Source organism: Xanthomarina sp. F2636L, from assembly GCF_026410195.1.
Lineage (GTDB): Bacteria > Bacteroidota > Bacteroidia > Flavobacteriales > Flavobacteriaceae > Xanthomarina.
In genome coordinates this window covers 183,630-207,765 of sequence record NZ_JAPMLM010000069.1, presented here as the reverse complement: position 1 = coordinate 207,765, position 24,136 = coordinate 183,630, and the positions used below count along the sequence as shown (strand labels likewise).

The window sequence follows — 24,136 nt, the reverse complement described above, 5'->3', positions numbered from 1 at the left end:
TATGCTTATTTTGTAATGAAAGATTAATTATAGTTTAAAACGACCCAAAACCTTTAAATGGAAGTAAAAAATTTAATAAAACAATTTATAATTTGGAGGTATAAACATATCTCTCAGAAAAACTTTGTTTTACTATTGAGTATTTTTGTAGGTTTATCTACCGGTTTGGCTGCTTTAATTCTTAAAAACATTACTTACTCCATTCAGGTATTCTTAGAAAAAGGAATTGTTTTTTCTGAAAATCAGTTGTATTTCATTCTACCTTTTGTAGGATTGTTTTTTGTATATGTCTTAAAAAAATACCTGTTTAAAAAAGAGATGATCCCATCGGTGCCTCCTTTTATTAAACGTGCTGTTCCTTCACTTTTATATTCGCTTTTAAGACAAAAAGGGTTACTTTCTTATAAGCTTATTTACCATCCTATTATCATGGCGCCATTAACTGTTGGATTTGGTGGTTCTGTTGGGTTATTAGGTCCGGCAATTACCTCAGGTTCTGCTATAAGTTCTAATTTAAGTAGGTTAATGCACATCGACAAGAAAACCAGAACCTTGCTTATTGCTTGTGCTACCGCTGGAGCTGTTGCTTCCATGTTTAAATCGCCTATTGCAGCCATTGTTTTTGCTGTGGAAGTCTTTAGTTTAGATTTAACCTTTGCTTCCTTATTACCATTATTAATTGCATCTATTTCTTCGGTATTAACCTCTTACTTTTTTTTGGGAGATGAAGTCCTTTTCAACTTCGAGCTTACCGATAAGTTTACCATTAGGGATACTGTTTTTTATATCATTTTAGGTTTAGGCACTGGAATTGCCTCCATATATTTCACTAAAATTTACTTTGCAATTTATGCCTTCTTTGATAGGTTTAAAACCAAGTTTACAAAACTCTTGGTAGGAGGTTTTGGAATAGGCGTCATGCTCTATTTTATTCCACCTCTTTATGGGGAGGGTTTAAGTTTTACAAAAGATCTTTTTGATGGGAATTATTTACACGCCTTAGGATCTACCATATTCGATGAATACTTAGATAATATATGGGTTGTAATTGTCCTTTTAATAGGCTTTACAATTTTTAAAGCTATTGCTATGACAACCACTTTTGCTGCAGGAGGTGTTGGAGGGGTTATTGTTCCTACTATGGTTATGGGAAGTGCTTTAGGAAATGTGGTCGCTAAAATTGTAAACAACATAGGTTTTGGACATCAAGTATCAGAGTCTAACTTTACTTTAGTTGGAATGGCTGGACTTATAGCCGGTGTGATACACGCCCCATTAACAGCCATTTTTTTAATTGCTGAAATTACTGGAGGTTATGAGTTGTTTTTACCTCTTATGATAACAGTAGCTATTTCCTATTTAATTACCAAAAACTATATGGAACACACCATCTATACTAAGGAATTAGCTGAGAGAGGAGATTTATTAACTCATGATAGAGATCAAAATGTTTTAACCACCATGAATTTAGATAGTGTGATTGAGAAAAATTTCATCACATTACATCCAGAAATGTCTTTAGGAGACATGCTTCATGTAGGCGTTTCAAAATCGAATAGGAATCTTTTTCCTGTTATTAATGAAAACCAGATTCTTGTTGGAATTATTCTTTTAGATGACATCAGGAATATCATGTTCGACCAATCTTTATACAATACGACTTCGGTTGAAACATTCATGCAATTACCTCCAGGACGAATTGAATATGAAAAAGATAGCATGAGAGTAGTCATGAAAAAATTTCAAGATACAAATGCCTGGAATTTGCCTGTCATTAAAAATGGGAAATATTATGGCTTTGTGTCAAAATCAAAATTATTAACAGCCTATAGGAACGAATTAATTAACTTTACTTAATGACAAATTCTATTTTAAAAATTACCATATTCATTCTTTTTATTCTTTCTGTAGGTAGCATTTTAGCTGGCTATTTTTTAGAAGCAGATAACTCTGAAAAACTAATAGGTTTAGGCGTTGTAGGGCTTTTTATTTTTGTATTTCCTCTATTTTCATATTACAGATGGAAAGATAGAAATCTTAAAGATTATATGATAAACAAAGAGAATTTAGATAAAATGCGTGAGTATAGGGAAAAGAAGAACTCTTAATTTAAATTTCTTTTTTGTATAAAAAAGCGTTTTAATAATTGCGAAGCTTCTTCTTCTAAAACTCCACCAATCATAATGGTTTTAGGGTGTAATTTTGCTTCCAAAGCTATGCAGCCTCTTTCTTTGTCTCTAGCACCATAAACAATTTTACTTATTTGGCTCCAATACAAAGCTCCTGCACACATCTGACAAGGCTCTAAGGTCACATAGAGTGTGCAATTTTGAAGATACTTTCCTCCTAAGAAGTTAGCTGCAGCAGTAATGGCTTGCATTTCGGCATGAGCTGTTACATCGTTTAAAAGCTCGGTTAAATTATGTGCTCTTGCAATAATACGATTATCAATTACTATTACAGCTCCAACTGGAATTTCACCTGTATCAAAAGCAATTTCGGCTTCCTGTAAAGCTTTTTTCATAAAATAGTTGTCGTCAAACATGTTTTCCATAGGATAAAAATAAAAAAAGACAGCTATAAAATTATAGCTGTCTTAAAATTTTTCAGTTAAAAAACTATTTAGTTTTTGATAATCTTATGATTAGCACTAAAAGATTCTCCATGAATATTTAAAATATAAATACCTGTTTGTAATTTATTGATATTCAATTCCACTTGATTAAACAACTCTGCTTTTTCAGAAAGCACTTGTCTTCCATTAATATCTGTTATAGTAAGTGTTACTTGACCATAATTTTTAGCTGTTTTAATAAACAAACTTCCATTTGTAGGGTTTGGATACACTTTATAGTTGTTTGAATTAAATTCACTCACACTTAAACTTGTACAGTTTGCTAAAGAAGGATCATCAGATGGAGGCATTGTAAAATCTTCCACTTGATCTGTTCTAGTAAACCCTAGCCCTTGAGATGCGTTTAAACCAACACCTCTATTAGCAAACACTTCCCAAATTAAACATTGGTCTTCTCCTCCAGTTAAAGCTAAATCTGCAGCTAAAAGCCCATCTCTACCTGCAACAAATCCAGGACTACAGTTTTGTAATTTCAACCCATCAAGAACTAGTTGCATTACCTTATTGTTTCCACCTGTTCCATTATATAAGTCGGTATCAAAACCATATTTATCTACATAGGCCCAAGTTAAATCCCATAGAATAGTCCCCCATATAAACCCAATTCCGTGTGGGGCTGCTACATTTGCTGAATCGTTGGTATCAATATATGTATAATCGTTTATAGCAAAATCTGTACTGTATGGTGCTAATCTAATTCCAAGACCATTTGTAGGTTGTCCTATTGCATAAGTTCCAATACCTCTTGCGTCTTCCGGCTGATCACCTGGTTTCATTGTTAGCATTAAACCAAACCAATCGGACCAACCTTCTCCCATTTGTTCTGGATTACTTAAACATCCTGCAGCAGCTGGACCCCCAGCTAACCTATTTGATATACCATGACCATATTCATGAGCAACAATTCCATTATCGAAACTACCATCCAACATAAAAGCATCCGGACCTTGTAAAGTCACATTTAATGTTTGTGTTTGCATAGCTGAAATTAATATTTGACCATTCTCATAATTCATAAACACAGAAGGAATTATAAATAATGGATCTACTTCTCCAGCCATATTTACATAAGGCACATAAGCAGGATCGCCATCTGGGTTATTGTGATTTACAACAATAACAGCAACAGCTCCAGCATCTTGTGCATTTTGAATTTTATCTACAAATGGGCAAGTACCTCTTATAACAACTGCAATTTTACCAGCTACACTTGATATTGGATTACACCCTTCATTTGGCAAAGCTGTACCATCGTCCACTAATACTAGATCTGCTGTAACTGGTGTACTACCTATTCCTGTAATATTATTAGGAGGTGTAGTTGCAGGATTAACAGCTGGATAAGCCCCAGCAACCGTACTGTTATTAACAGTTACTAAATTTTGAATCCCTCCTGGAATAGACCATAGGTACATTTGCATTTGTGGATTTTGTCCATCTGGTGGTGTTCCAAAATTAGCGTTATCTGTACCTCCACCATCTTGTCCTTGGGCATTAACATAATCACTTCCTAAACCACCACTACCGTAATTGTTTTCTTGAAAATTTCCTGAGGCTTCATCAAAACCATATTGATACCAAATATCATGCATGATGTTATTTACATAAAACAAGTTCGTTAAAGAAACATCTTGGTATCCTGAAGGATCTTGACTAATGTTTAATGGAAAATCAAAATTTAAAGATGCTGTTCCATCAGGTGAATCACCTGGCGTGTCAGTAGCACTCGTATCTTCATAAGCATGTACATTGTTACCTCTTGTAATGGTATATTCTGCACCTGCAGCTCCATTAATATCATGCCATCCGTAAGGAGAGGCGTTATCGTCTGCTGGAGAACTTAGCAAAGTTCTTCCTCCAAAACTTGGTGCTTCAACAGGAAAAGCAAACACATTATATTGCGAGCCATCGGCTAAAAAAGAATTGGTTTTAAACAAACTAAAATCATCTTTTACATTAGCATGAAAATCATGATTTGAATGGTCTCCATCTCCAAAACTACAAGACACAACCCAATCATTAGTATCAATAATATTTCCTGTTACAGCATCAACTCTTAAACTCCACCAGTTTTTGCCATTTAAAGTATGAATACTTAAATCCCAAGAAAGTTTTAATTCCCCTTGCTCTGTTAAAGTATAGACCAATTTAACCGGGATGTTAACCTGAGATACACCTCCAGTATTGTATAGGTACACTTTATCTTTTTCAGATAGTAATTCCAAGCCTTGAATAGTTCCTAAATTTAATTGTGAAACAGCATTTTCAATAGCGCGTTGTGCATTAATTTGTGGAGTGATTGTATTTATTTTCTCACTAATGTTACTTATTAAGCTATTGGCATAATAAAAAACAGCATCGTCTTTTATGGCAACACTCGAAATAGCATTGTAAATTTCAATACCTTGAAAACGTTGATTGATATAAACATGGTTTATTTTTGTACTCTTAGAAAAGTACTCATTGTTTACATACAAATCTTGAATATCATTTGCTGTTAAATGATATTTAGCTTGATTAAGATTTAAATAGTTTTTAATAACATTATTATATTCAGAATTAGTTAAGTTATGTTGTGCAAAACCTACAAATCCAAATAATAACATGCCAACTAATAATAGTTTTTGGAAGTAATTATTTCTCATTCTTTTAGAGTTATTTGTTTTTTGAATTTCACAAATATAACTTGCTTCTGCTTATTATGATAATAAATATGAAAATACTTCTCAAAGTCATCAAATTAACTTCTATTTTAATAATTTTACTGAATATTTCACAACAACATCAATGGAAATTTTGAACACTGTTAATTCTCCTGAGGAATTACGAAAACTACAAATTAATAAACTTCCAATCTTAGCTAAAGAACTAAGACAGTTTATTATACAAGTTATTGCTACAAAAGAAGGCCATTTAGGTGCAAGTTTGGGAGTAATAGAATTAACTATTGCTTTACATTATGTTTTTAATACACCTGAGGATCTACTAATTTGGGACGTAGGACATCAAGCCTATGGACATAAAATATTAACTGGAAGAAAAGATTGTTTTCATACCAACAGGCAGCTTCATGGAATAAGTGGGTTCCCAAAAAGAGATGAAAGTGAATTTGACTCCTTTGGAGTTGGACATTCTTCTACATCTATCTCTGCTGCTTTAGGAATGGCCATAGCATCTCAATTAAAAGGTGATTTAAAAAAGCAACATATTGCCATTATTGGAGATGCATCTATAGCCAGTGGTATGGCTTTCGAAGGTTTAAATCATGCTGGAGTTACCGATGCCAACCTATTAGTCATTTTAAACGACAATGCCATTGGAATAGACCCTTCTGTTGGTGCGCTTAAACAATATTTGACTAACGTAAAAAAAGGCACTCAAAAACAAGATAACATTTTTGAAGCTTTAAATTTCGATTATTCTGGTCCAATAGATGGTCATAATATTTTTAAGATAATCTCTGAACTAGAACGACTTAAAACAGTAAAAGGACCAAAATTTTTACATATAATAACCACTAAAGGAAAAGGGTTAAAACAAGCCGAAGATAACCAAGTTACGTATCATGCCCCAGGTAAATTTGATGCAGATACGGGGGAGTTGGTTCCAAAAACAGGCTTAAACGAACCTCCAAAATATCAAGATGTTTTTGGTTTTACCCTTGTAGAGTTAGCTAAGAAAAACAAACAAATTATAGGCATAACACCTGCCATGCCTACTGGGAGTTCTTTAAAGTTTATGATGGAAGAAATTCCTGAACGTGCTTTCGACGTTGGTATTGCTGAACAACACGCCGTAACACTTGCTGCTGGAATGGCTACCCAAGGTCTTATTCCTTTTTGTAATATCTATTCCACATTTTTACAACGCGCTTACGATCAAGTAATTCATGATGTGGCTTTGCAAAGCCTACCTGTTATTTTTTGTTTAGATCGTGCTGGTTTGGTTGGACAAGATGGCGCTACACATCATGGTGTATTCGATTTAGCCTATTTACGCTGCATTCCAAATCTCATTATTTTTTCACCTAGAAATGAGATAGAGCTACGTAACATGATGTTTACAGCACAATTAGGAAAGTTAAGCCAACCAATAGCCATAAGATATCCTAGAGGCAAAGGCACAACTACAAATTGGCAAAAAGATTTTTCAGAAATAGAAATTGGAACTGGTATTCAATTAAAAAAAGGGGATAAAGTAGCAATTTTAAGTATAGGTGCTATTTCTAAAAACTGCACTGAAGCATTAGATTTATTAAACGAGTACCATTTGGTTTCTCATTATGATATGCGTTTTGTTAAACCTTTAGATGAAAAACTCTTACATGATATTTGTAATACGTATCATACTATTATTACTGTTGAAGATGGATGTTTAACAGGCGGATTTGGTAGTGCTATATTAGAGTTCGCTTCAAAATATAATTATAAAAATACATTTAAATTGCTTGGTGTTCCAGATCAATTTATTGAACATGGGACAACTGAAGAGTTACAAAAAATATGTGGTATTGACTCTCTTACAATTTCAAAAAACATCTCTAAATATTTGTAAATATGTATGTAGTCATTAGAAATAAAAAAAGGATGGTCAAATTGAGCCATCCTTTTTTTATAACAACTTAAAAAATTATTTTATAATAAACTTTTTAGTTTCAGTATAACCATCTTTAGAGAAGTTGGCAAGATATAATCCTGAACTTAAATTTAAAGACAATTGCTTCTTCCCATTAGAATTCATATCTAAAGAAGTATTATATACCTTTTGACCATTTAAGTTAAAAATAGATAAATCCATTTTTCCTAGATTAGATTTAGCTGAAATAGTTATTTCTCCATTAGAAACTGTTGGGTATAAGCTTAAATCTGAAGCAAGAACATTTTCTTCAACACTTAAAAAGTCTGCTGTAAACATTCCAGAGAATACACCTCTACCATGCGTAGCAGCAAAAACCATATTATCGTTTCTAAGGTCTAAATCTAACACCTTAACATTACTCATACCATTATAAGCTTGATTCCACGTAGGACTAGAATTAGAGAAGTTTTCTGTAAACCAAACACCAAGTTCGGTTCCAATAATTACTTGTTCTAAATTTAATGGGTTTTGTAAAATAGTTTTTACAGGTAAATCTGGTAGGTTACCATCTTTAGCTTCCCAATTTGCACCTCCATCACTAGTGTACCAAACATTATTAACTCCATAATTATGTACTGTTACAAATATGTCGTCTTCAGTTTGTCCAAACTCAACATCAGAAACACTTCCAACAATTGATCTATTCGCTAATTCTGTCCAGGTTGGACTTGCAGTATTCGCATTCTCAATTAATATTATATTTCCTAAACGATCACCTACAAGCAGTTTAGAAGAACTTGTTGTATAAGGAGATACGGTTAAAGCTGTAACAATTGTTACTAATTCAGCATTTACTAAGGTTGTTGCCGATAAAGTTCCTGATGATTTAATACCAGAATATCTTCTAATCCCTGGATCAGCACCAGACTGATAATTAGAATATAGGATATCTAAATTAGAATCTAACGCTTGTGGGTTAATAAATGATCCATTGTTATCATTTGAACTAATTGTAACGTTAGATCCAAGAGATCCATCTGCGTTTAAAAATCTTAAGTTTATACCAGCATTATACACATAGTTTCTAATAAAATATCTATCTGTACCATCTTGATCGAAGAATGTATATCCTCCATCTCCTCCGTAAGGTTCTACAGCATCGTCCACACCATTTGGATTTGCATTTTGTAATAACTGCGTCCCATTATCTTGTAAACCTCCAGCAAAGTAATCTCCTGAAAGTGCAGTTGTTGGAGCTACACCAACCGTATAAAACTGGGATGTATTATAACCTGTATTTCTAGATTGTGTCGTTGTCCCTCCATTTGAAGAATAATAAACACCTCCATCATTTCCAATAGCTATTTTATTAGAATTATTATGTCCAAATGCTAATATATGTTGATCTGCATGTACTTCCTGAAACCCGAAACCACCATACCAGTGAGAGAACTGATTCCACGTTGTTGCTCCATTTGTTGATTTGAACATGTCTATTCCACCAGTGTATACGATTTCATCATTTATTGGATCTACTTCTAACAATAAATCGAAAAAAGCTTGACCTCTAGTAAAATCAGCTGCAGAAATCCCTGTATCCGCATCGTTTGGAAGAGCTTTTGTTTGTACTAAAAAAGTTGGTACAAAAGCTGTTGTTGTTTTCTTGATAGTTACACCAGAGGTTGTTTCAGCTAAAACATAAACTTTATCCGGAACAGTTGAAGATACTGCAATTTGAGTTCTTATTCCTCCTGCAACTTCATAAACCAGATTAAAGGTGTTTCCATCCGTAGAAGAAAAAATTGTTCCTCCACCATCTCCATATAGTTTGCTATTGGTAGTGGACATCCAAATTTTACCGTTAGGTCCTATTTCTAAATCGTTTGGAGCATATTTATGTCCATCTGCTGTTAAAGGTAAACTAACTTCACTCCAGTTTGCACCTCCATCTACCGACTTATATAAACCATAAGTTAGTCCTCCAATAGTTGTAGCTGCATTTGAAGAACCATATACAGCATCACTAGCTGCTACATAGATTTCAGAATTACCAGCATTATTTCTTACTTTAACATCGTTAATTTGCTGAACTCCTGGCACTACCATAGCGGTAAAATCTCCAGAAGCCGGATTTAAGGATCCATTTACAGTACCTGAGGCCATTGCAGCCTCTAAGATATCTCCATCTGTCATGCTAATCATAACCGATGGGATAGTAATAGTTGCATCTGTTCCACCCATTGGTACAGGCTCTCCTGGCACATTATTTAATACAATAGCACCAATTGCGCCAGCATTTTGAGCATTCTTTACTTTATCAACAAAAGCACATTCTCCTCTTCTTATTACTGCAATTTTTCCCGTTGCGCTAGGTCCAAAAGAAGTACATCCTTGAGTAGGAACTCCCGAAGGATCGTTTGCCATGATAAAATCTCCAGTGATAGTTGATGTAATTTCTGGTCCAAAAGCAGTTGTTGGAAAAGATTGATAGTTTCCAGCAACTCCAGCAGGTGAATTTACTGTTATTGTAGAAGCTGAAACAAAATAACTAGTTCCAGTGTTTCCTCCAAAAATATTGGTCCAAGTGTCTCCACCATCAGTAGACTTCCATAACCCATCTCCATTAACAGAACCATCTGTATGACCTACGTATGATTCTCCTGTACCTACATAAAAGGTATTTATATCATTAGGATCGTAAGTAATTACTGAAACTGCTAAATTCTCTGGAATATCAACTCTTGTCCATACACTATTTACACTAGAAATATTAGTGTTTTTCCATAAACCACCACTTACACCACCAGCAAAAACAGTATTATCTGAAGCATCATTAGGATCAAACATGACAGCCCTAGTTCTACCTCCTACATTGTTTGGACCTCTTTCAAGCCAACCGTTGTCCATGGCATCTCCAGGTACTCTTCCATTTATTAAATCGTTTTCTCTTTGCTCTAAAAGCTCCTTTTGAAGTTCTGCAACCTTATAAGGTGTTGGTCTTCCTAATTCTGGATTCATGGTTAAAATCCACTGTTCTTCGTTATACTTGTTAGGCGTTAACCTATGTTCTTTTCTTTCTTTTTTAGATAATAATAAAACTTCTTTAAAAGGATTATTATCTAAGTGTTCTTTGTGCTTTTCCTTCAATTCATCTACTGAAACTAAAGCCTCTTCATTTTTTGTAGCATCATCACTTTTCATGATAGCAAATACAGCTAATCCAATAAGTAAAACGCTAAAAATTAATAGGGAAATTTTCTTCATGTTTATTTTTTTTAGAGTTGCTAAAATAAGTGAATTATCATAGATAACAAAAAACATGAGCAGAATTTAACAGTTAAAGGTCTATATTTCATATTCTTAAAATAAACCTATTAAGGCATTTTAACTGTAAATTTAAAATAGCAATAGAAATTGACTCAGTAATTATTCAATTTCTGCATAAAATTGTTGAGTATCAACCTCAGAAGTCGTTGATCCATTCATTTCATTTAAGACTAAAAAACAAGCAAAAACAACAAATATGATGACAATTGCTCCAAAAATATTTTTTCTCATTTTAGTTAATTTATGTATTTGATTTGATAAATATATAGATAAAATCGATAAAAAGCAATATTTATCGACAAGACGTTTATTTAATATCATCTACAAAGCAATCGCTTTTATCTTCTTGTATTTTAATATAGCCTGACTATCGGACAATAAAGACACATAATGACATACACTTAAAAGCTTGGTGTAAGTTGAGCTTTCTTCTTCAAAATAAAGATCTGGGATACTCTTTAGAATCAACAAATCGTAATGAGAGGCTTTTTCTTGAGTCTTATTTACAAGCGCTTTTGTATAGACACCTAAAAGTGTTTGTATAACTTCAAAACCAACAATTTCTTTATCGATTACTTCTTCGGACTGATAGACCTTTTTTACACTTATTTTAATAATGTCATTAATTTGAGCTTCATACTGACTTTTATCTAACAAGCCAGTAGAAAAATTATCGTTTAAAATAGCTTCTTCGTTGGTTAGAAACACATCAACCGCTTCATTAATTAAAGTATTAATAGCTAAGGCCCGCAAATAGCTTATGCGGTCCTGGGTATTAGAAAGCTGATGATACTTTTCTGAATTAATTGTATTCTTTACCAGATTAATAAGATATTCTAAGGCATACTCCTCTTGGATAAGCCCTAAGTTAATTCCATCTTCAAAATCTATAATAGTATAGCAAATATCGTCTGCAGCTTCTACCAAATAGGTTAAAGGATGTCTAGAAAAACTGAAATCTTCATCGGCACCTCTTTTTATCAAGCCCAACTCCTTTGCAACATCAACAAACAGCTCTTTTTCACTTTGAAAAAACCCGTATTTTTTATCAGCAATATGATTTGTCGGTTTTTTTGGCAATGACTCTTTTGGATATTTTGTAAAAGCGCCAAGCGTAGCATAACTTAAACGCAGGCCTCCTTCTCTTCCTATTCTGCTTTGGGTAGCAATTTTAAATCCGTTGGCATTCCCTTCAAAATCGCATAAATCTTGATATTCTTTTAAGGTTAATTCCTTTTTATACTCTTTTCCTGCTCCAGATATAAAGAATTGGCCAATAGCTTTTTCTCCAGAATGTCCAAAAGGCGGATTTCCAATATCGTGAGCCAATGCTGCTGCTGCTACAATAGCGCCAAAATCGTTTGCCTGATAGCCATGGATGGTTTGTAAATGGGGATATTTCTCAATTAGCTTTGCTCCAACTCTCCTCCCTAAGGTTCTTCCAACAACACTTACTTCCAAACTATGGGTTAATCTGGTATGAACAAAATCTGTTTGAGACAAAGGAATTACTTGAGTTTTATCTTGAAGACTTCTAAACTCTGATGAGAATATAATTCTATCGTAATCTACTTCAAAGCCCAAACGTGTTTCGTCTTGTTCTTTTCTTAAGCGCTTATTTGTATCTCCATAACGTTTTAAGGAGAGTAATTGTTCCCAGTTCATAGTTCCTATTTATCTGCTGCAAGATACATTTTTTAACGTTTTAATACATCTTCATAAATAAACAATTCAAATGAACTTGGTGTTAAGATATCATTTCTAAAATCAGCGTCTTATGTAAACTCAATAACATTAAGCTAACCGTTTTATTACAAAGGCATAATCTAGGATTAACAGCCACTTTACATTGTTGGGGTTTCTTTGCATCAACAAAAACACTAAAGAACTAAAATTAATAATGAAACATATTTTTCTCTTTTTTTTACTATTTATTTCATTAACTACTTATGCCCAAAACACGGGTTCTTTAACCGGAAAATTAATCGACTTAGATTATAACAACGAACCATTAGTTTTTGCCAACATATTACTAAAAGGAACCATAAAAGGAACCACATCAGATTTCGATGGTTTATATAAAATGAATGATCTTGAACCAGGAACTCACACTGTTATCTATAGTTTTATTGGTTATGAAACGCAAGAAATTGAAGTTGAGATTATAGCAAATAAAGAAACAGAAATGCATGTTTCTATGAAAGCCAGCGCGGCTTCTTTAGATGAAATTATCATTCAAACAACAACTAGTAGAGAAAGTGAAGCTGTTTTACTATTAGATCAAAAAAAAGCTGTTGAAATAAAGCAACATATTGGGGCGGACGAATTATCTAGAAAAGGAATTAGTGATGCTGCAGGAGCTGTTACAAAAATCTCTGGCGTTTCCAAACAAGAGGGTTCCAGTAATGTTTATGTTCGTGGTTTAGGAGACAGATATTTAAATACAACTCTGAACGGGCTTTCAATCCCTTCTACAGATGTTAATAAAAAGAACATCGACCTGGACATCTTCTCTTCAGATATTATTCAAAACGTATCAATAAGCAAAGCTTATACCTCAAAATTTTATGGTGACTTTTCTGCAGGGAATATAGATATTTCTTCAAAAGATTATAATGGAAATGGTTTTTTAGATGTTTTTACTTCTACTGGCTTTAATACCAATGCCATTGACAAGAATTTTGTTAGAAGTGAAGGAACAGGTTATTTTGGATATTATGGAAGATACGACCAAAATCCATTTGCAGTTATTTTATCTCATGGAGTGGATCCAGTAAATGCAGGCTCCCCTATTAATGTGGGTTATGGCGCTTCGGCAGGAAAATCTTTCGACTTTAAAAATGGATCTCGTATCAGTGTATTCGCTACAGCTTCGTTTAAAAATAATTACGAATACAGAAAAGGGTCTGCCGTAGATTATACGCTTACCGAAAAAAAGGCCTTTATAGATAATGCTGAAGAATATGAATACGATACCACAATAACTGCCATGGCGAATGTGAATTATCGTCTGGATGATAACAATGCTATTAAATACAATTTCTTATTTATAAATAATTCTTCAGATGTTGTAGGCTATTTTGGAATAGATGGAAAAGGAAGAAACAGAGATGCTCAAGCCAATTCTGACGAAGGTTTTTATCAAATGAATGTACAATTCGACCAAACTCAAATGTTTGTCAATCAATTATTAGGAACTCATACTTCAGGGAAATTTGATATAGATTGGGCTTTTGGTTATAACTCTGTATTCTCTAAACAACCAGACAGAAAACGTATTAGCATTGAAAACTACCAATATGCCTTAGATAACGACATTGATACAAATCCTATTTTTTATAGCAATGTGGTATTTGACAACCAACGTTACTTTCAAGATATTCAAGATGAAGAATTGAACGGAAGAATAAATCTGGCCTATAATATCAACGAAAAACTAAAATTGAACTTTGGACTTAACGGAAGAAGTAAACAGAGAAATTTTGAAAATATTCGTTATGGTTATGACATTGTAGAAAATGGCTACCAGATATTTGATGTAAACAATTTTAATAGCATTTTTACTTTAGAAAACTTAAATCTCAACCCTGAGGATAACGGTGTTTATGAAATAAAAGTCATCAATAATATTCCAACTCTTTCAAATACCAATAGACCTGGATTACCAGAAAACACTTATATAGGTACATTAGATGTTTTTGCCGGTTATGTAGACGCTGAAATTACAGCAGGTGAAAAATGGCTATTTGTTCCTGGCATAAGAATGGAATCTATTAAACAAGATATTGCATTCGATGTTATTAACTTAGGAAATCAAGGTAAAAATAAAATCACTTCTAATGAGAACTTCTTCCTACCAAGTTTAAATGTAAAATATGCCTTAACCGAAGAGCAGAACCTTCGCTTTTCTGCAAGTCAGACGGTTTCTATCCCAGAATTCAAAGAAGTGGCACCTTTTGTTTACGAAGATATTTCTACAAAAATTGGTGGAAACCCAGATTTACTAGACAAAGGATATTCAAAAATTATTAACCTCGATTTAAAATACGAGTGGTTTTATACTAAAAGCGAAATTATATCACTAGGGGTATTTACCAAAGAAATTAACGATCCTGTAAACCTAGTTGTTGGTGCAGATGCTACAGGTACACAGCGTTATTTTAGAACAGGAGATAAGGCAAATGTATACGGAATTGAAGTAGAATTAAGAAAAAACTTAATAAGCGATGAAAATAAAAACCCAAAGTTATCTCTAGGTTTTAACGCTACCTATATGAAAACTAAACAGAATTTATATAGTACTAAAGATGGAAATTATTACGATGTGAGTTTTAATAAATCTGAAGACCAACTTCAAGGTGCTTCTCCATTAATATTAAATGCTGATATCAACTACTCTCCAACTTTTAGAAACTACAAACCCATAGCTAATTTAGTATTCTCTTACTTCTCTGACAGAATAGACGCCTTAGGCTCTGGACAATTAGGAAATGTTGTAGAAAAAGGTGTTCCAGCTCTAGATTTTATATGGAGAAATAACTTTAATAATAAGTTAGAAATAAACCTTAGCATTAAAAACCTGTTAAATCCAACCATAGAATATTTTAGAGAAACAACCTTAGGAGATATTGCCGTAAACTCGGCCAATGGTAAAGGAATTACAGATTATAAAAAAGGTATGGACTTAGGACTACAACTTAAATATAAATTTTAAACACAATTAATAAACAATCAAAATCAAACTAGAAAAAAAATGAAAAACAACTTAATTTTTGGATTAGCAATAGTAAGCATGCTTTTCTCTTGCTCCACAGACGACACATCAGACATTAACTTACCTGATAATAATTCAGGCAATGAAACCCCTGATTCAGAAACTATTTTTCTCTCGGGCACTTATAACGAAGATCTTATTCTAGACGCCAACAATACATATAAAGTAAATGGCTCTTTAATCATGGCTAGCGGAACTACACTAGAAATTCCAGCTGGAATGACTATTAAAGCTTTAGCTTCTGGTGCTAATGTTTATGTAGCTATTTCTCAAGGTGCAAAAATAATTGCTAACGGAACAGCAAGTAATCCAATTGTATTTACATCGGATGCTTCTTCGCCTTCTGCTGGAGATTGGGGAGGCTTAATTCTCTTAGGAAAAGCGCCAATTAACTCTGTTACAGGAACGGCTACCTCAACTTCAGAAATTGCCAGCTTACCATTTGGTGGAACTAATCCTACTGACAATTCCGGAAGTCTACGTTATGTACGTGTAGAATATTCTGGAGGTTCGGCAGATGGACAATCAGAAAACAACGGTTTCTCCTTCTATGGGGTTGGAAACGGAACTACCGTTGAATATATCCAGGCTTTTGAAGGAAAAGATGATGGTGTTGAATTTTTTGGAGGAACAGTAAATGCAAGCTACGTTTCGGTTATCAATGCTCAAGACGATTCTATTGACTGGACAGAAGGTTACACCGGAACCATTACTAATGCTTATGTAAAACATGGAGACATTCATGATAAAGGTATTGAAGCAGATGGTTATAACACCGATTTTAGCAATGCAGGAGGGTACTATTCTAAACCAACAGTTACTAACTTAACTATTATAGGTCAGGGTTCTTCAACAGCAAACGAAGCCATAAGATTAAGAGCTGGAACCCAAGGCATCTTTAATAATGTTTTAATTGAAGGTTTTGAAGAAGCTTTCGATATTGATGGAGATGCAGGAGATAATCCAACTGGCGCAGGAGTACTTAATGGTAACCTATCTGTTACCGATATCACATTTATAGATGTGACTTTAAAAATGAAAAATGATACTGCCGAAACTTTTACGGAAGCAGATTTTATTTCTGGAGAAGAAAATGGAACAGGAACAGATTATGCTTCTTGGGGAGCATCCTGGACTGTTGAATAAACAATAATAAATTAGTCTAAAAAGTAAAAAGCATCCCCAATTTGGGATGCTTTTACTTTTTAAGTATCATACAATTTAATTGAGATGCATGCTCGCGGACTTCTTAGTCCATTCACTAACACTTGCGATTGCATTGTTATTATAATCTACTTCTTTTAAAGTTTTATCATTCCAATAAAACCATTTGCCGACTTTCTTCCCATTATCATAATTTGCAGAAATTGCTTTTTCACCTGCTGTGTTAAAACTCAACCACTCACCTTGAAGTTTCCCATCTAGAGAATAAGTCCCAGTTTGGGTTATTAGTCCATTGTCGTGATAATAAATCACTTCAATTAAGTTGGTGTTCTTGTTGAATTTTAATTCTCTCCCTTGTGCAAAAGAGCCCACAGAAATTAAGAAGGTGAAAAGCATGATCATGTTCTTCATAATTATTGGGTTTATATGTTCTATTTCAAATATAACTATTTGGAAACATTAAGGAAACGTTTTATTAACATTAAATTTACATTAGAAGCTTAAATATTTGATTTTAAATGAAGTAAAAACAACTATAATTATTATTATTTTAATAATTACTTAATGTTCCAGTTACAATAAGGTCATTAATAATGCTGATCTTTGGACTGTCTTAAGACAATTAAATAAGTAATTTCATATAATCTATTAGTTTTTGTCGACTATATTATCATGAATTATATGGCTGCTTTTGGCCAAGGCAGCCTTTTTAGCATACCTTAAATTTAATATTTAGGAAACATTAATTTAATATTAAAGTTAGTTCTTTGTAGCGACAAAAACTAAAGCCTAAAATGAAATTTAAAGTAACTTTAATTATTTTATTAGTTTCCTTCCAATTTGTAACCGGACAAGAAACATCTTCTTCAAAATTTGGAAAAGGCATCTTAAATATTGTTGGACAAGACAGCACTTGGTCTATGAAAGTTGGTGCTAGAATGCAATTTTTAGCTCTGGCTAGCTGGGAAAACAATGATGGAGAACTTATGAATGGTAAAACAGCCTTTTTAGTAAGAAGAGCTAGATTAAAATTTGATGGTTTTGCTTTAACTCCAAAATTAACATATAAATTACAATTGGGGTTTACCAATAGAGATATGGCTGGAACCTCAATTTACACCAGTAATACACCAAGATTTATTTTAGACGCATTCATGATGTGGAATTTTTACAAAAATTTCGAATTGTGGTTTGGACAAGCAAAACTTCCTGGAAATAGAGATGGTATTATTTCTTCTGCAAACCTTCAGTTTGTAGATAGATCCATTTTAAGTGCAGAGTTTAATATAGATAGAGATTTAGGAATCCAACTTAGGCATTATTTCAACCTAACAGACACCTTTGTTATTAGAGAGGCATTAGCTATTTCTCAAGGTGAAGGCAGAAATATAACCACCGGAAATGCTGGGGGTTTTCAGTACACAGGACGTATAGAATTGCTACCCTTAGGCTTGTTTCCTAATAAAGGAGACTATATTGGAGGCTCTATTTACAGACCCGAAACACCCAAAATAGCCATTGGTGCTACTTACGATTTTAACCATGATGCCGTTAAAACCAGAAGTAATCAAGGTGTATTTATGGAAACAGATTCAGGTTTTTATGAAACAAATATTTCTACATTCTTTATAGATGCTATGTTCAAATATAAAGGCTTTTCTTTTATGGGAGAATATGCAGACCGAAATGCCTCAGACCCAATTGCAAAAGATGAAGAAGGTGTTCCTACAGGACAAATTGTACAAGTTGGAAAAGCTATAAATCTTCAGGGTGGCTACTTATTTAAAAATAATTGGGAAATAGGAAGTAGATTCTCCACGGTAGATTTAAGCAATAGTACGGTTGGACCAACTCAGGTTGACGAATATACTTTAGGTATTTCTAAATATATTGTTGGACATAAATTAAAAGTCCAATCAGATGTTACTTATATAGATACAGAAAATATTAATAGCCGATTGGCATACAGGCTTCAGTTTGAAATTCATTTTTAAATCATAACATTTAGATAACATATCTATTAAAAACACAATAGATATTTGCACATTCTTATTAGAAATTAATTTATGGAAAATATATACCTATTAATGATTGTTGCTCTAGCTGTTTTAGCTATTGCAGATTTGGTTGTGGGAGTAAGTAATGATGCCGTAAACTTTTTAAATTCGGCAATTGGTTCTAAAGCCATTTCATTTAGAACCATCATGATTGTAGCTAGTATTGGGGTAGCTGTTGGTGCTGTTTTCTCTAGTGGTATGATGGAAGTGGCCAGAAAAGGGATTTTTAATCCACATGAGTTTATGTTTAATGAGATCATGATTATTTTCATGGCAGTCATGATAACAGACATCCTGCTCTTAGACTTTTTCAATACTGTTGGAATGCCTACATCTACAACAGTTTCTATAGTTTTTGAACTTTTAGGAGCCTCAGTAGCTATGGCTTTAATTAAAGTGGCTCATGATGGAGGTGGCTTATCAGATGCTATTAACTACATTAACACGTCTAAAGCCACGGAAATCATCTTTGGAATCCTCCTCTCTGTAGTCGTCGCATTTACCATAGGAGCCATGGTACAATGGGTTGCCAGATTGTTACTTTCTTATAATTTTGAAAAGAAAGCCAATTGGGTTGGTGCTTTATTTGGTGGATTAGCCCTAACATCCATAACGTATTTTATCTTTATGAAAGGCCTAAAAGGGATGGCATTTACCAAACAATCCATCAGTTTTTTAAATGGTGAAACCATAAACAATTATTTAGAACATGAGGTATTTCTTATTCTAACCATAAGTTTACTCTTCTGGTCTCTTTTATCCTTTCTGCTTATTACTTTGGCAAAAATTAATATTTACAAATTAATTATTTTGGTAGGTACATTTGCTTTAGCCCTAGCTTTTGCAGGAAACGATTTAGTAAATTTTATAGGTGTTCCAATTGCTGGGTGGATATCTTACTCTACATGGGTAGATTCTGGAGTTGCAGCAGAAGCTTTCAGTATGGGCTTTCTTGCAGATAAAGTTCCTACTCCTACTTTCTTATTAATTGGAGCTGGATTAATTATGGTTGTAACCTTATGGTTTTCTAGCAAAGCAAAAGCCGTGGTTAAAACGTCTTTAGACTTATCAAGTCAGGAAGAAACCAAGGAGCGATTTCAACCAAATTTCTTATCAAGAGGTTTTGTAAGGTTTGCCATTTTAGGATCTCAAATGTCATCTTATATTTTACCAGAATCATGGCAAGCTAAAATTGAGAAACAATTTGAAAAACCTGTTATTTCATTAAAAAAGGATAAAACATACGAATTACCTGCATTCGATTTAGTTCGAGCTGCCATAAACTTAATGGTTGCTGCTGTACTAATATCTATTGCAACCTCAATGAAGTTACCTTTATCTACTACTTATGTCACATTTATGGTCGCTATGGGAACCTCTTTAGCAGATAGAGCTTGGGGAGCCGAAAGTGCTGTTTATAGAGTAGCCGGAGTACTAAATGTTATTGGAGGCTGGTTTTTTACAGCTTTTATAGCCTTTATTTCAGCAGCAATCATTGCTTACTTCTTAAATTGGAACGTTCAGGTGATGGTGCCTATCTTCTTATTAATAGCAACTTTATTATTGGTTAGAAGTTATATTTCACATAAAAAGAAATCGGATAATTCAAAAACGGAAGACAGCTTAACTCGTGCAGAGAGCAGTTCCATTCAAGGAGTCATCCATGAAAGTGCAGACAATATTGCTCATGTTATTAGACGTGGTAATAAAATCTATACCAATGCTATTAACGGCTTAGCAAAACAGGATTTAACTTTACTTAAAAAGAATAAAAAACAGATTGTAAAACTATCTGATGAAGTAGATGAATTAAGAGATCATATCTTTTATTTCATTAAAAACTTAGATGAATCTAGTGTTGGCGCAAGTAGCTTCTATATTAATGTATTAGGATATCTTCAAGATATTACCCAATCTTTGGAATATATTACAAAAGTGAGCCACAAACACGTAAACAACAACCATAAGAAACTTAAATTTAGTCAGATAAAAGAGTTAAAGGAAGTAGACGAACGTTTTGAAAGACTGTTTAACAATACAAGAAATGCTTTTGAGTCTCGTTCTTTTGAAGAAATTGGTCTTATTCTAAACAGAAAAAAAGAAATTGTATCTTTGGTTACAGATAAAATTCAAAAACAAGTTGAACGTACTAGAAACGAAGAATCTAGTCCTAAAAACACCACCTTGTATTTTAGCTTACTTTTGGAAACAAAAGATTTATTAGCAGCCATAATGAATCTTCTGGAAGAATACCATGGAGCGTTCGATAGCACGATAAAACCTGCTAAAATTTCGGAAGAGAATACAACAGATTAAAACAATTAAATAAACACTAAAACAAAAAAAAGCGTCTCGAAAGGGGTGCTTTTTTTTTATAACACTTATTTAAGTTTATTATATTACTAAAGAGTCTTAGTCTTTCATCTCTTATGAATAAGTAACAGCTATCATTTATTTTAACAAACTGTCGTTTAAAATCTCAATTCCCTCACCCATATTAATAACTGTTTTACAGTTTACAGCAACCAAGAAAGTTTTTTACGAAAAATAAAGGCATAAAAAAAAACCAGCTTTCACTGGTTTTTTAAAATTGATTAATAGCAACCATCTATAAAATGAAATGCTAATCCCTTAATTAATAGCAAGACAAATATCAGAAAAAAAATAGCTCATAAACTAGATATTGTATAGTTGGTAGAAAAAACTGTATAGTTGGTAGTTTTATGTACTTATTGTACAAAATATGTGAAAATTATAACCTATTATACAGAAATTAGCACCAATCATACATCTATGATAATAAACCATACAATATATTATTATATTTGAATATATGATAAAAGCAGTAATTGTTGACGACGAGCCAAAAGCTATTAAAAGCTTAACTTGGGAATTAGAAAATTTTAGCAATGAAATTGAGATTGTTGAGACTTTTACAAGTCCTGAGAAAGCTATTACTTATTTAAAAACGTACACCCCAGATTGTTTGTTTTTGGATATAAACATGCCTACCATGGATGGGTTTCAGTTTTTAGATGGTATTAATCATAAAGATTATGCCGTTATTATTACCACTGCATATAATGAATATGCCCTAAAGGCTCTAAAAAACGAAGCCATTGATTATTTGTTAAAACCTATAGATTCCGACGATTTAAAAGAGACTATTGCTAAAATTAAAAAGTTTTATACCAGCAACTTATCTATTGCTAAAGTAGAGGAAGTGCTTTTAAATTTTAATGCCAACTTAAAGCATCAAAAAATAATCTTAAATACCGATGGAAAACTCGTGTTTTTAAATATTGACGATATTTTATATGTAGAATCCGACGGAAACTACAGCACCTTTTTTATGATTAACAATCAAAAAATGGTTGTTACTAAAAAAATCAAAGAAATTGATGCTATCTTACCAGAAAATTATTTTTTTAGAATTCATAATTCATACATCATAAACCTGAATAAAATTAAAGAGTTTGTAAAAAACGAAGCTTATGTGGTTATGGATACGGACGAGAAAATTCCAGTTGCCAGACAAAGAAAATCAGACTTTCTAAATAAATTATAACATATGAATTGGCTCTTTAACAGTCTTGTTTTAAATTTTAAACCGCATTATAAAGCCTTTTTATTTCTCTTGGTAATAGTTTCTGTTTCTACAACAAATTATGCCCAAAATGATATTGACATTAACTATAAAAAAATTGTAAGCAACGTTTTAGAAAAAAAAACAAAGAACTATCATTATTTAGATTCTGTATTTAAAGATTTTTCAAAAGACACGCTAAAGATGCAATTTTTAATGAAGGAATCTAAAAAAATAGCATTTTTAGAAGGGGAAAGTTATTCTTTAAACATGCTTGGCGAAACATATAGAAATCTATCTTTTTATGAAAAAGCTATTGAAACTCATGAACAAGCATTAGAAAAAGCCAAAAAATCAAAAAACATAGATTTACAAGTTATTAGTTTAAATATGCTAGGTGTTGTTTACAGAAGACAAGATGTAATTAGAACAGCATTGGATTACCATAAAGAAGCTCTGGATTTAGCCGAGACTGTAAAACCGGCTTCTAAAGATCTTAAACACAGTATTGCTATTTCTCAAAACAGTATGGGCAATATCTATTTAGTCTTAAAGCAATACGACATGGCTTTGCGCTTGTTTAATAAATCTTTACTTATTGAAGAAGAGTTAAACAACAACTTAGGTCTTGCTATTAACTATCATAATATTGGTTATGCCCAAGAGGCACAAGGCTTTCTAGATAAAGCTTTAGCAAATTATAAAACATCATTAGAATATAATAACCTAATAGATTCAGATATAGGGCGTGTTATTTGTTATAATAGTATAGGTAAACTGGACATTTTAAAAGGGGATTATAAAACTGCTTTACCCTTTATTGAAAGCGCTCTAGAAAAAGCAAAAATAATTAACGACAAGTATTATATTTCTACGTCATACTCCAATTTAGGTTTTATTTATTTAAAGACTAAAAACTTTAAAGCTTCTGAAGCCAACTTAAACGAAGCTTTAAGAATGGCAAAAAAATATAATTTAAAATCTCAGGAATCTGAAACTTACAACCATCTTTCGCAACTAGAGGAAGAATTAGGTAATTATAAAACGTCTCTCACTTATTATAAGCAATCTGTTGATTTAGATAAATCTATTACCAATGAAAAAAACTTTCAATATGTAAACGATTTAATTTTAAAATATGAAAGTGAAAAGAAAAATAACCAGATTAAAGCCCTTGCTAGCGAAAACGAAATTGTAAAACTAAAGTTAGTTCAAAACAGAAAAATTTTATTATTAAGCCTTCTAGGAGCTTTTTTAGTCATTGGTTTTTTTATAATTCTACAAAGACAAAGACAATTAAAAAACGAGAAAAAAATTGTTACTCTCGAGCAAGAGATGTTAAGAAACCAAATGAATCCTCATTTTATTTTCAACTCTTTAAACTCTATTAAACTTTATATAATTAACAACGAAAAAGAAAACGCTGTTTATTATCTAAATAAATTCTCTAAGCTTATTAGAAAAATACTTATTGCTTCTACCGAAAAAGAAATTTCTCTTCAAGACGAATTAGACACCATGTCTTTATATATGAATATAGAGAATATGCGCTTTTCAAACGAAATAAATTATCAAGTTAAAATAGACAATACAGTAAATACATCTGTTATTAAAGTGCCCTCTTTAATCCTTCAACCTTTTTTAGAAAATGCTCTTTGGCATGGACTATCTTCTAAATCTGGAACTAAAAATATCCTGATGGAAGTCTACCAAAACACTCCAGATTATGTTTCCATAAACATTATAGACGATGGAGTTGGCAGATCTGTTTCACAACAAATCAAAGAAAAGAAAAAGTTAAAACGAAAATCTGTTGGAATAAAAATCACCAAAGCACGTTTAGCCAATTTCTCTAAAGGTTTTGTAAACGATTATAAAATAGAAATTAAAGATTTATATACCAATGGGAAGGCTTCTGGAACCAAAGTTATGGTTCATATTCCTATAAAATCGGTTGTTTTAAAAACAGCTTAAAACACTTTTTATAAAAAATAAAGAATGATGATTAAAACTTA

General features: G+C 32.6%; 15 protein-coding genes. 9 read left to right on the top strand and 6 right to left on the bottom strand.

The window, feature by feature from the left end:
• The first annotated feature begins 57 nt into the window (after nucleotides 1-57).
• Both OS191_RS12090 and OS191_RS12085 read left to right on the top strand, forming a co-directional pair.
• A complete protein-coding gene (locus OS191_RS12090) occupies nucleotides 58-1,857 on the top strand; it encodes a chloride channel protein (protein ID WP_267155971.1) in 1,800 nt (599 codons plus the stop codon).
• The gene (locus tag OS191_RS12085) at nucleotides 1,857-2,108 is read left to right on the top strand and encodes a hypothetical protein (protein ID WP_267155970.1); all 252 of its coding nucleotides are present in this window, start codon (nucleotides 1,857-1,859) and stop codon (nucleotides 2,106-2,108) included. The genes OS191_RS12090 and OS191_RS12085 overlap by 1 nt, the downstream gene beginning before the upstream one ends.
• On the opposite strand, the gene OS191_RS12080 is transcribed toward OS191_RS12085, so the two are convergent.
• The gene (locus tag OS191_RS12080; RefSeq protein ID WP_267155969.1) at nucleotides 2,105-2,554 is read right to left on the bottom strand and encodes a nucleoside deaminase; all 450 of its coding nucleotides are present in this window, start codon (nucleotides 2,552-2,554) and stop codon (nucleotides 2,105-2,107) included. The two genes, OS191_RS12085 and OS191_RS12080, sit on opposite strands and share 4 nt — an antisense overlap.
• Before the next feature lie 68 nt (nucleotides 2,555-2,622).
• Entirely contained in the window at nucleotides 2,623-5,280 is a 2,658-nt protein-coding gene (locus tag OS191_RS12075; protein WP_267155968.1) for a T9SS-dependent M36 family metallopeptidase, read from the bottom strand.
• 142 nt (nucleotides 5,281-5,422) lie between these two features.
• Between OS191_RS12075 and dxs the strand changes: the two genes are divergently transcribed.
• Nucleotides 5,423-7,189, top strand: coding sequence for a 1-deoxy-D-xylulose-5-phosphate synthase (gene dxs / locus OS191_RS12070; protein WP_267155967.1), 1,767 nt, complete (start codon nucleotides 5,423-5,425; stop codon nucleotides 7,187-7,189).
• A gap of 75 nt (nucleotides 7,190-7,264) precedes the next feature.
• On the opposite strand, the gene OS191_RS12065 is transcribed toward dxs, so the two are convergent.
• The 3 genes from OS191_RS12065 to dgt form a co-directional block, all read right to left on the bottom strand.
• The gene (locus OS191_RS12065; protein WP_267155966.1) at nucleotides 7,265-10,477 is read right to left on the bottom strand and encodes a PA domain-containing protein; all 3,213 of its coding nucleotides are present in this window, start codon (nucleotides 10,475-10,477) and stop codon (nucleotides 7,265-7,267) included.
• A gap of 162 nt (nucleotides 10,478-10,639) precedes the next feature.
• Nucleotides 10,640-10,771, bottom strand: a complete 132-nt coding sequence (locus OS191_RS12060) for a hypothetical protein (protein WP_267155965.1) — start codon at nucleotides 10,769-10,771, stop codon at nucleotides 10,640-10,642.
• Between the two features lie 90 nt (nucleotides 10,772-10,861).
• Nucleotides 10,862-12,205, bottom strand: coding sequence for a dGTP triphosphohydrolase (gene dgt / locus OS191_RS12055; RefSeq protein WP_267155964.1), 1,344 nt, complete (start codon nucleotides 12,203-12,205; stop codon nucleotides 10,862-10,864).
• A 235-nt stretch (nucleotides 12,206-12,440) separates the two neighbouring features.
• On the opposite strand from dgt, the gene OS191_RS12050 reads away from it, so the two are divergent.
• Nucleotides 12,441-15,254 (top strand): TonB-dependent receptor, encoded by a 2,814-nt coding sequence (locus OS191_RS12050; protein ID WP_267155963.1) that lies wholly within the window; start codon nucleotides 12,441-12,443, stop codon nucleotides 15,252-15,254.
• Between the two features lie 39 nt (nucleotides 15,255-15,293).
• Nucleotides 15,294-16,460, top strand: coding sequence for a beta-helix domain-containing protein (locus OS191_RS12045; protein ID WP_267148870.1), 1,167 nt, complete (start codon nucleotides 15,294-15,296; stop codon nucleotides 16,458-16,460).
• A gap of 75 nt (nucleotides 16,461-16,535) precedes the next feature.
• On the opposite strand, the gene OS191_RS12040 is transcribed toward OS191_RS12045, so the two are convergent.
• Nucleotides 16,536-16,889, bottom strand: a complete 354-nt coding sequence (locus tag OS191_RS12040) for a toxin-antitoxin system YwqK family antitoxin (protein WP_267155962.1) — start codon at nucleotides 16,887-16,889, stop codon at nucleotides 16,536-16,538.
• A gap of 383 nt (nucleotides 16,890-17,272) precedes the next feature.
• Here OS191_RS12040 and OS191_RS12035 point away from each other — a divergent pair, with 383 nt between their 5' ends.
• From OS191_RS12035 to OS191_RS12020, 4 genes are all read left to right on the top strand, one after another.
• Nucleotides 17,273-18,472, top strand: coding sequence for a porin (locus OS191_RS12035; protein ID WP_267155961.1), 1,200 nt, complete (start codon nucleotides 17,273-17,275; stop codon nucleotides 18,470-18,472).
• A gap of 72 nt (nucleotides 18,473-18,544) precedes the next feature.
• Complete coding sequence (locus tag OS191_RS12030) at nucleotides 18,545-20,851, top strand: inorganic phosphate transporter (protein ID WP_267155960.1); 2,307 nt, start codon at nucleotides 18,545-18,547, stop codon at nucleotides 20,849-20,851.
• A gap of 517 nt (nucleotides 20,852-21,368) precedes the next feature.
• Nucleotides 21,369-22,103: a LytR/AlgR family response regulator transcription factor gene (locus OS191_RS12025; protein WP_267155959.1), complete on the top strand. Its 735-nt coding sequence runs from the start codon at nucleotides 21,369-21,371 to the stop codon at nucleotides 22,101-22,103.
• A gap of 3 nt (nucleotides 22,104-22,106) precedes the next feature.
• Nucleotides 22,107-24,095, top strand: a complete 1,989-nt coding sequence (locus OS191_RS12020; RefSeq protein WP_267155958.1) for a tetratricopeptide repeat protein — start codon at nucleotides 22,107-22,109, stop codon at nucleotides 24,093-24,095.
• Nucleotides 24,096-24,136 lie beyond the last annotated feature (41 nt).

What these genes read in the sequence shown, in the direction of transcription:
- OS191_RS12090 (WP_267155971.1), top strand. Translation starts at nt 58, where the DNA reads ATGGAAGTAAAAAATTTAATAAAACAATTTATAATTTGGAGGTATAAA.
- OS191_RS12085 (WP_267155970.1), top strand. Translation starts at nt 1,857, where the DNA reads ATGACAAATTCTATTTTAAAAATTACCATATTCATTCTTTTTATTCTT.
- OS191_RS12080 (WP_267155969.1), bottom strand. Translation starts at nt 2,554, where the DNA reads ATGGAAAACATGTTTGACGACAACTATTTTATGAAAAAAGCTTTACAG.
- OS191_RS12075 (WP_267155968.1), bottom strand. Translation starts at nt 5,280, where the DNA reads ATGAGAAATAATTACTTCCAAAAACTATTATTAGTTGGCATGTTATTA.
- dxs (WP_267155967.1), top strand. Translation starts at nt 5,423, where the DNA reads ATGGAAATTTTGAACACTGTTAATTCTCCTGAGGAATTACGAAAACTA.
- OS191_RS12065 (WP_267155966.1), bottom strand. Translation starts at nt 10,477, where the DNA reads ATGAAGAAAATTTCCCTATTAATTTTTAGCGTTTTACTTATTGGATTA.
- OS191_RS12060 (WP_267155965.1), bottom strand. Translation starts at nt 10,771, where the DNA reads ATGAGAAAAAATATTTTTGGAGCAATTGTCATCATATTTGTTGTTTTT.
- dgt (WP_267155964.1), bottom strand. Translation starts at nt 12,205, where the DNA reads ATGAACTGGGAACAATTACTCTCCTTAAAACGTTATGGAGATACAAAT.
- OS191_RS12050 (WP_267155963.1), top strand. Translation starts at nt 12,441, where the DNA reads ATGAAACATATTTTTCTCTTTTTTTTACTATTTATTTCATTAACTACT.
- OS191_RS12045 (WP_267148870.1), top strand. Translation starts at nt 15,294, where the DNA reads ATGAAAAACAACTTAATTTTTGGATTAGCAATAGTAAGCATGCTTTTC.
- OS191_RS12040 (WP_267155962.1), bottom strand. Translation starts at nt 16,889, where the DNA reads ATGAAGAACATGATCATGCTTTTCACCTTCTTAATTTCTGTGGGCTCT.
- OS191_RS12035 (WP_267155961.1), top strand. Translation starts at nt 17,273, where the DNA reads ATGAAATTTAAAGTAACTTTAATTATTTTATTAGTTTCCTTCCAATTT.
- OS191_RS12030 (WP_267155960.1), top strand. Translation starts at nt 18,545, where the DNA reads ATGGAAAATATATACCTATTAATGATTGTTGCTCTAGCTGTTTTAGCT.
- OS191_RS12025 (WP_267155959.1), top strand. Translation starts at nt 21,369, where the DNA reads ATGATAAAAGCAGTAATTGTTGACGACGAGCCAAAAGCTATTAAAAGC.
- OS191_RS12020 (WP_267155958.1), top strand. Translation starts at nt 22,107, where the DNA reads ATGAATTGGCTCTTTAACAGTCTTGTTTTAAATTTTAAACCGCATTAT.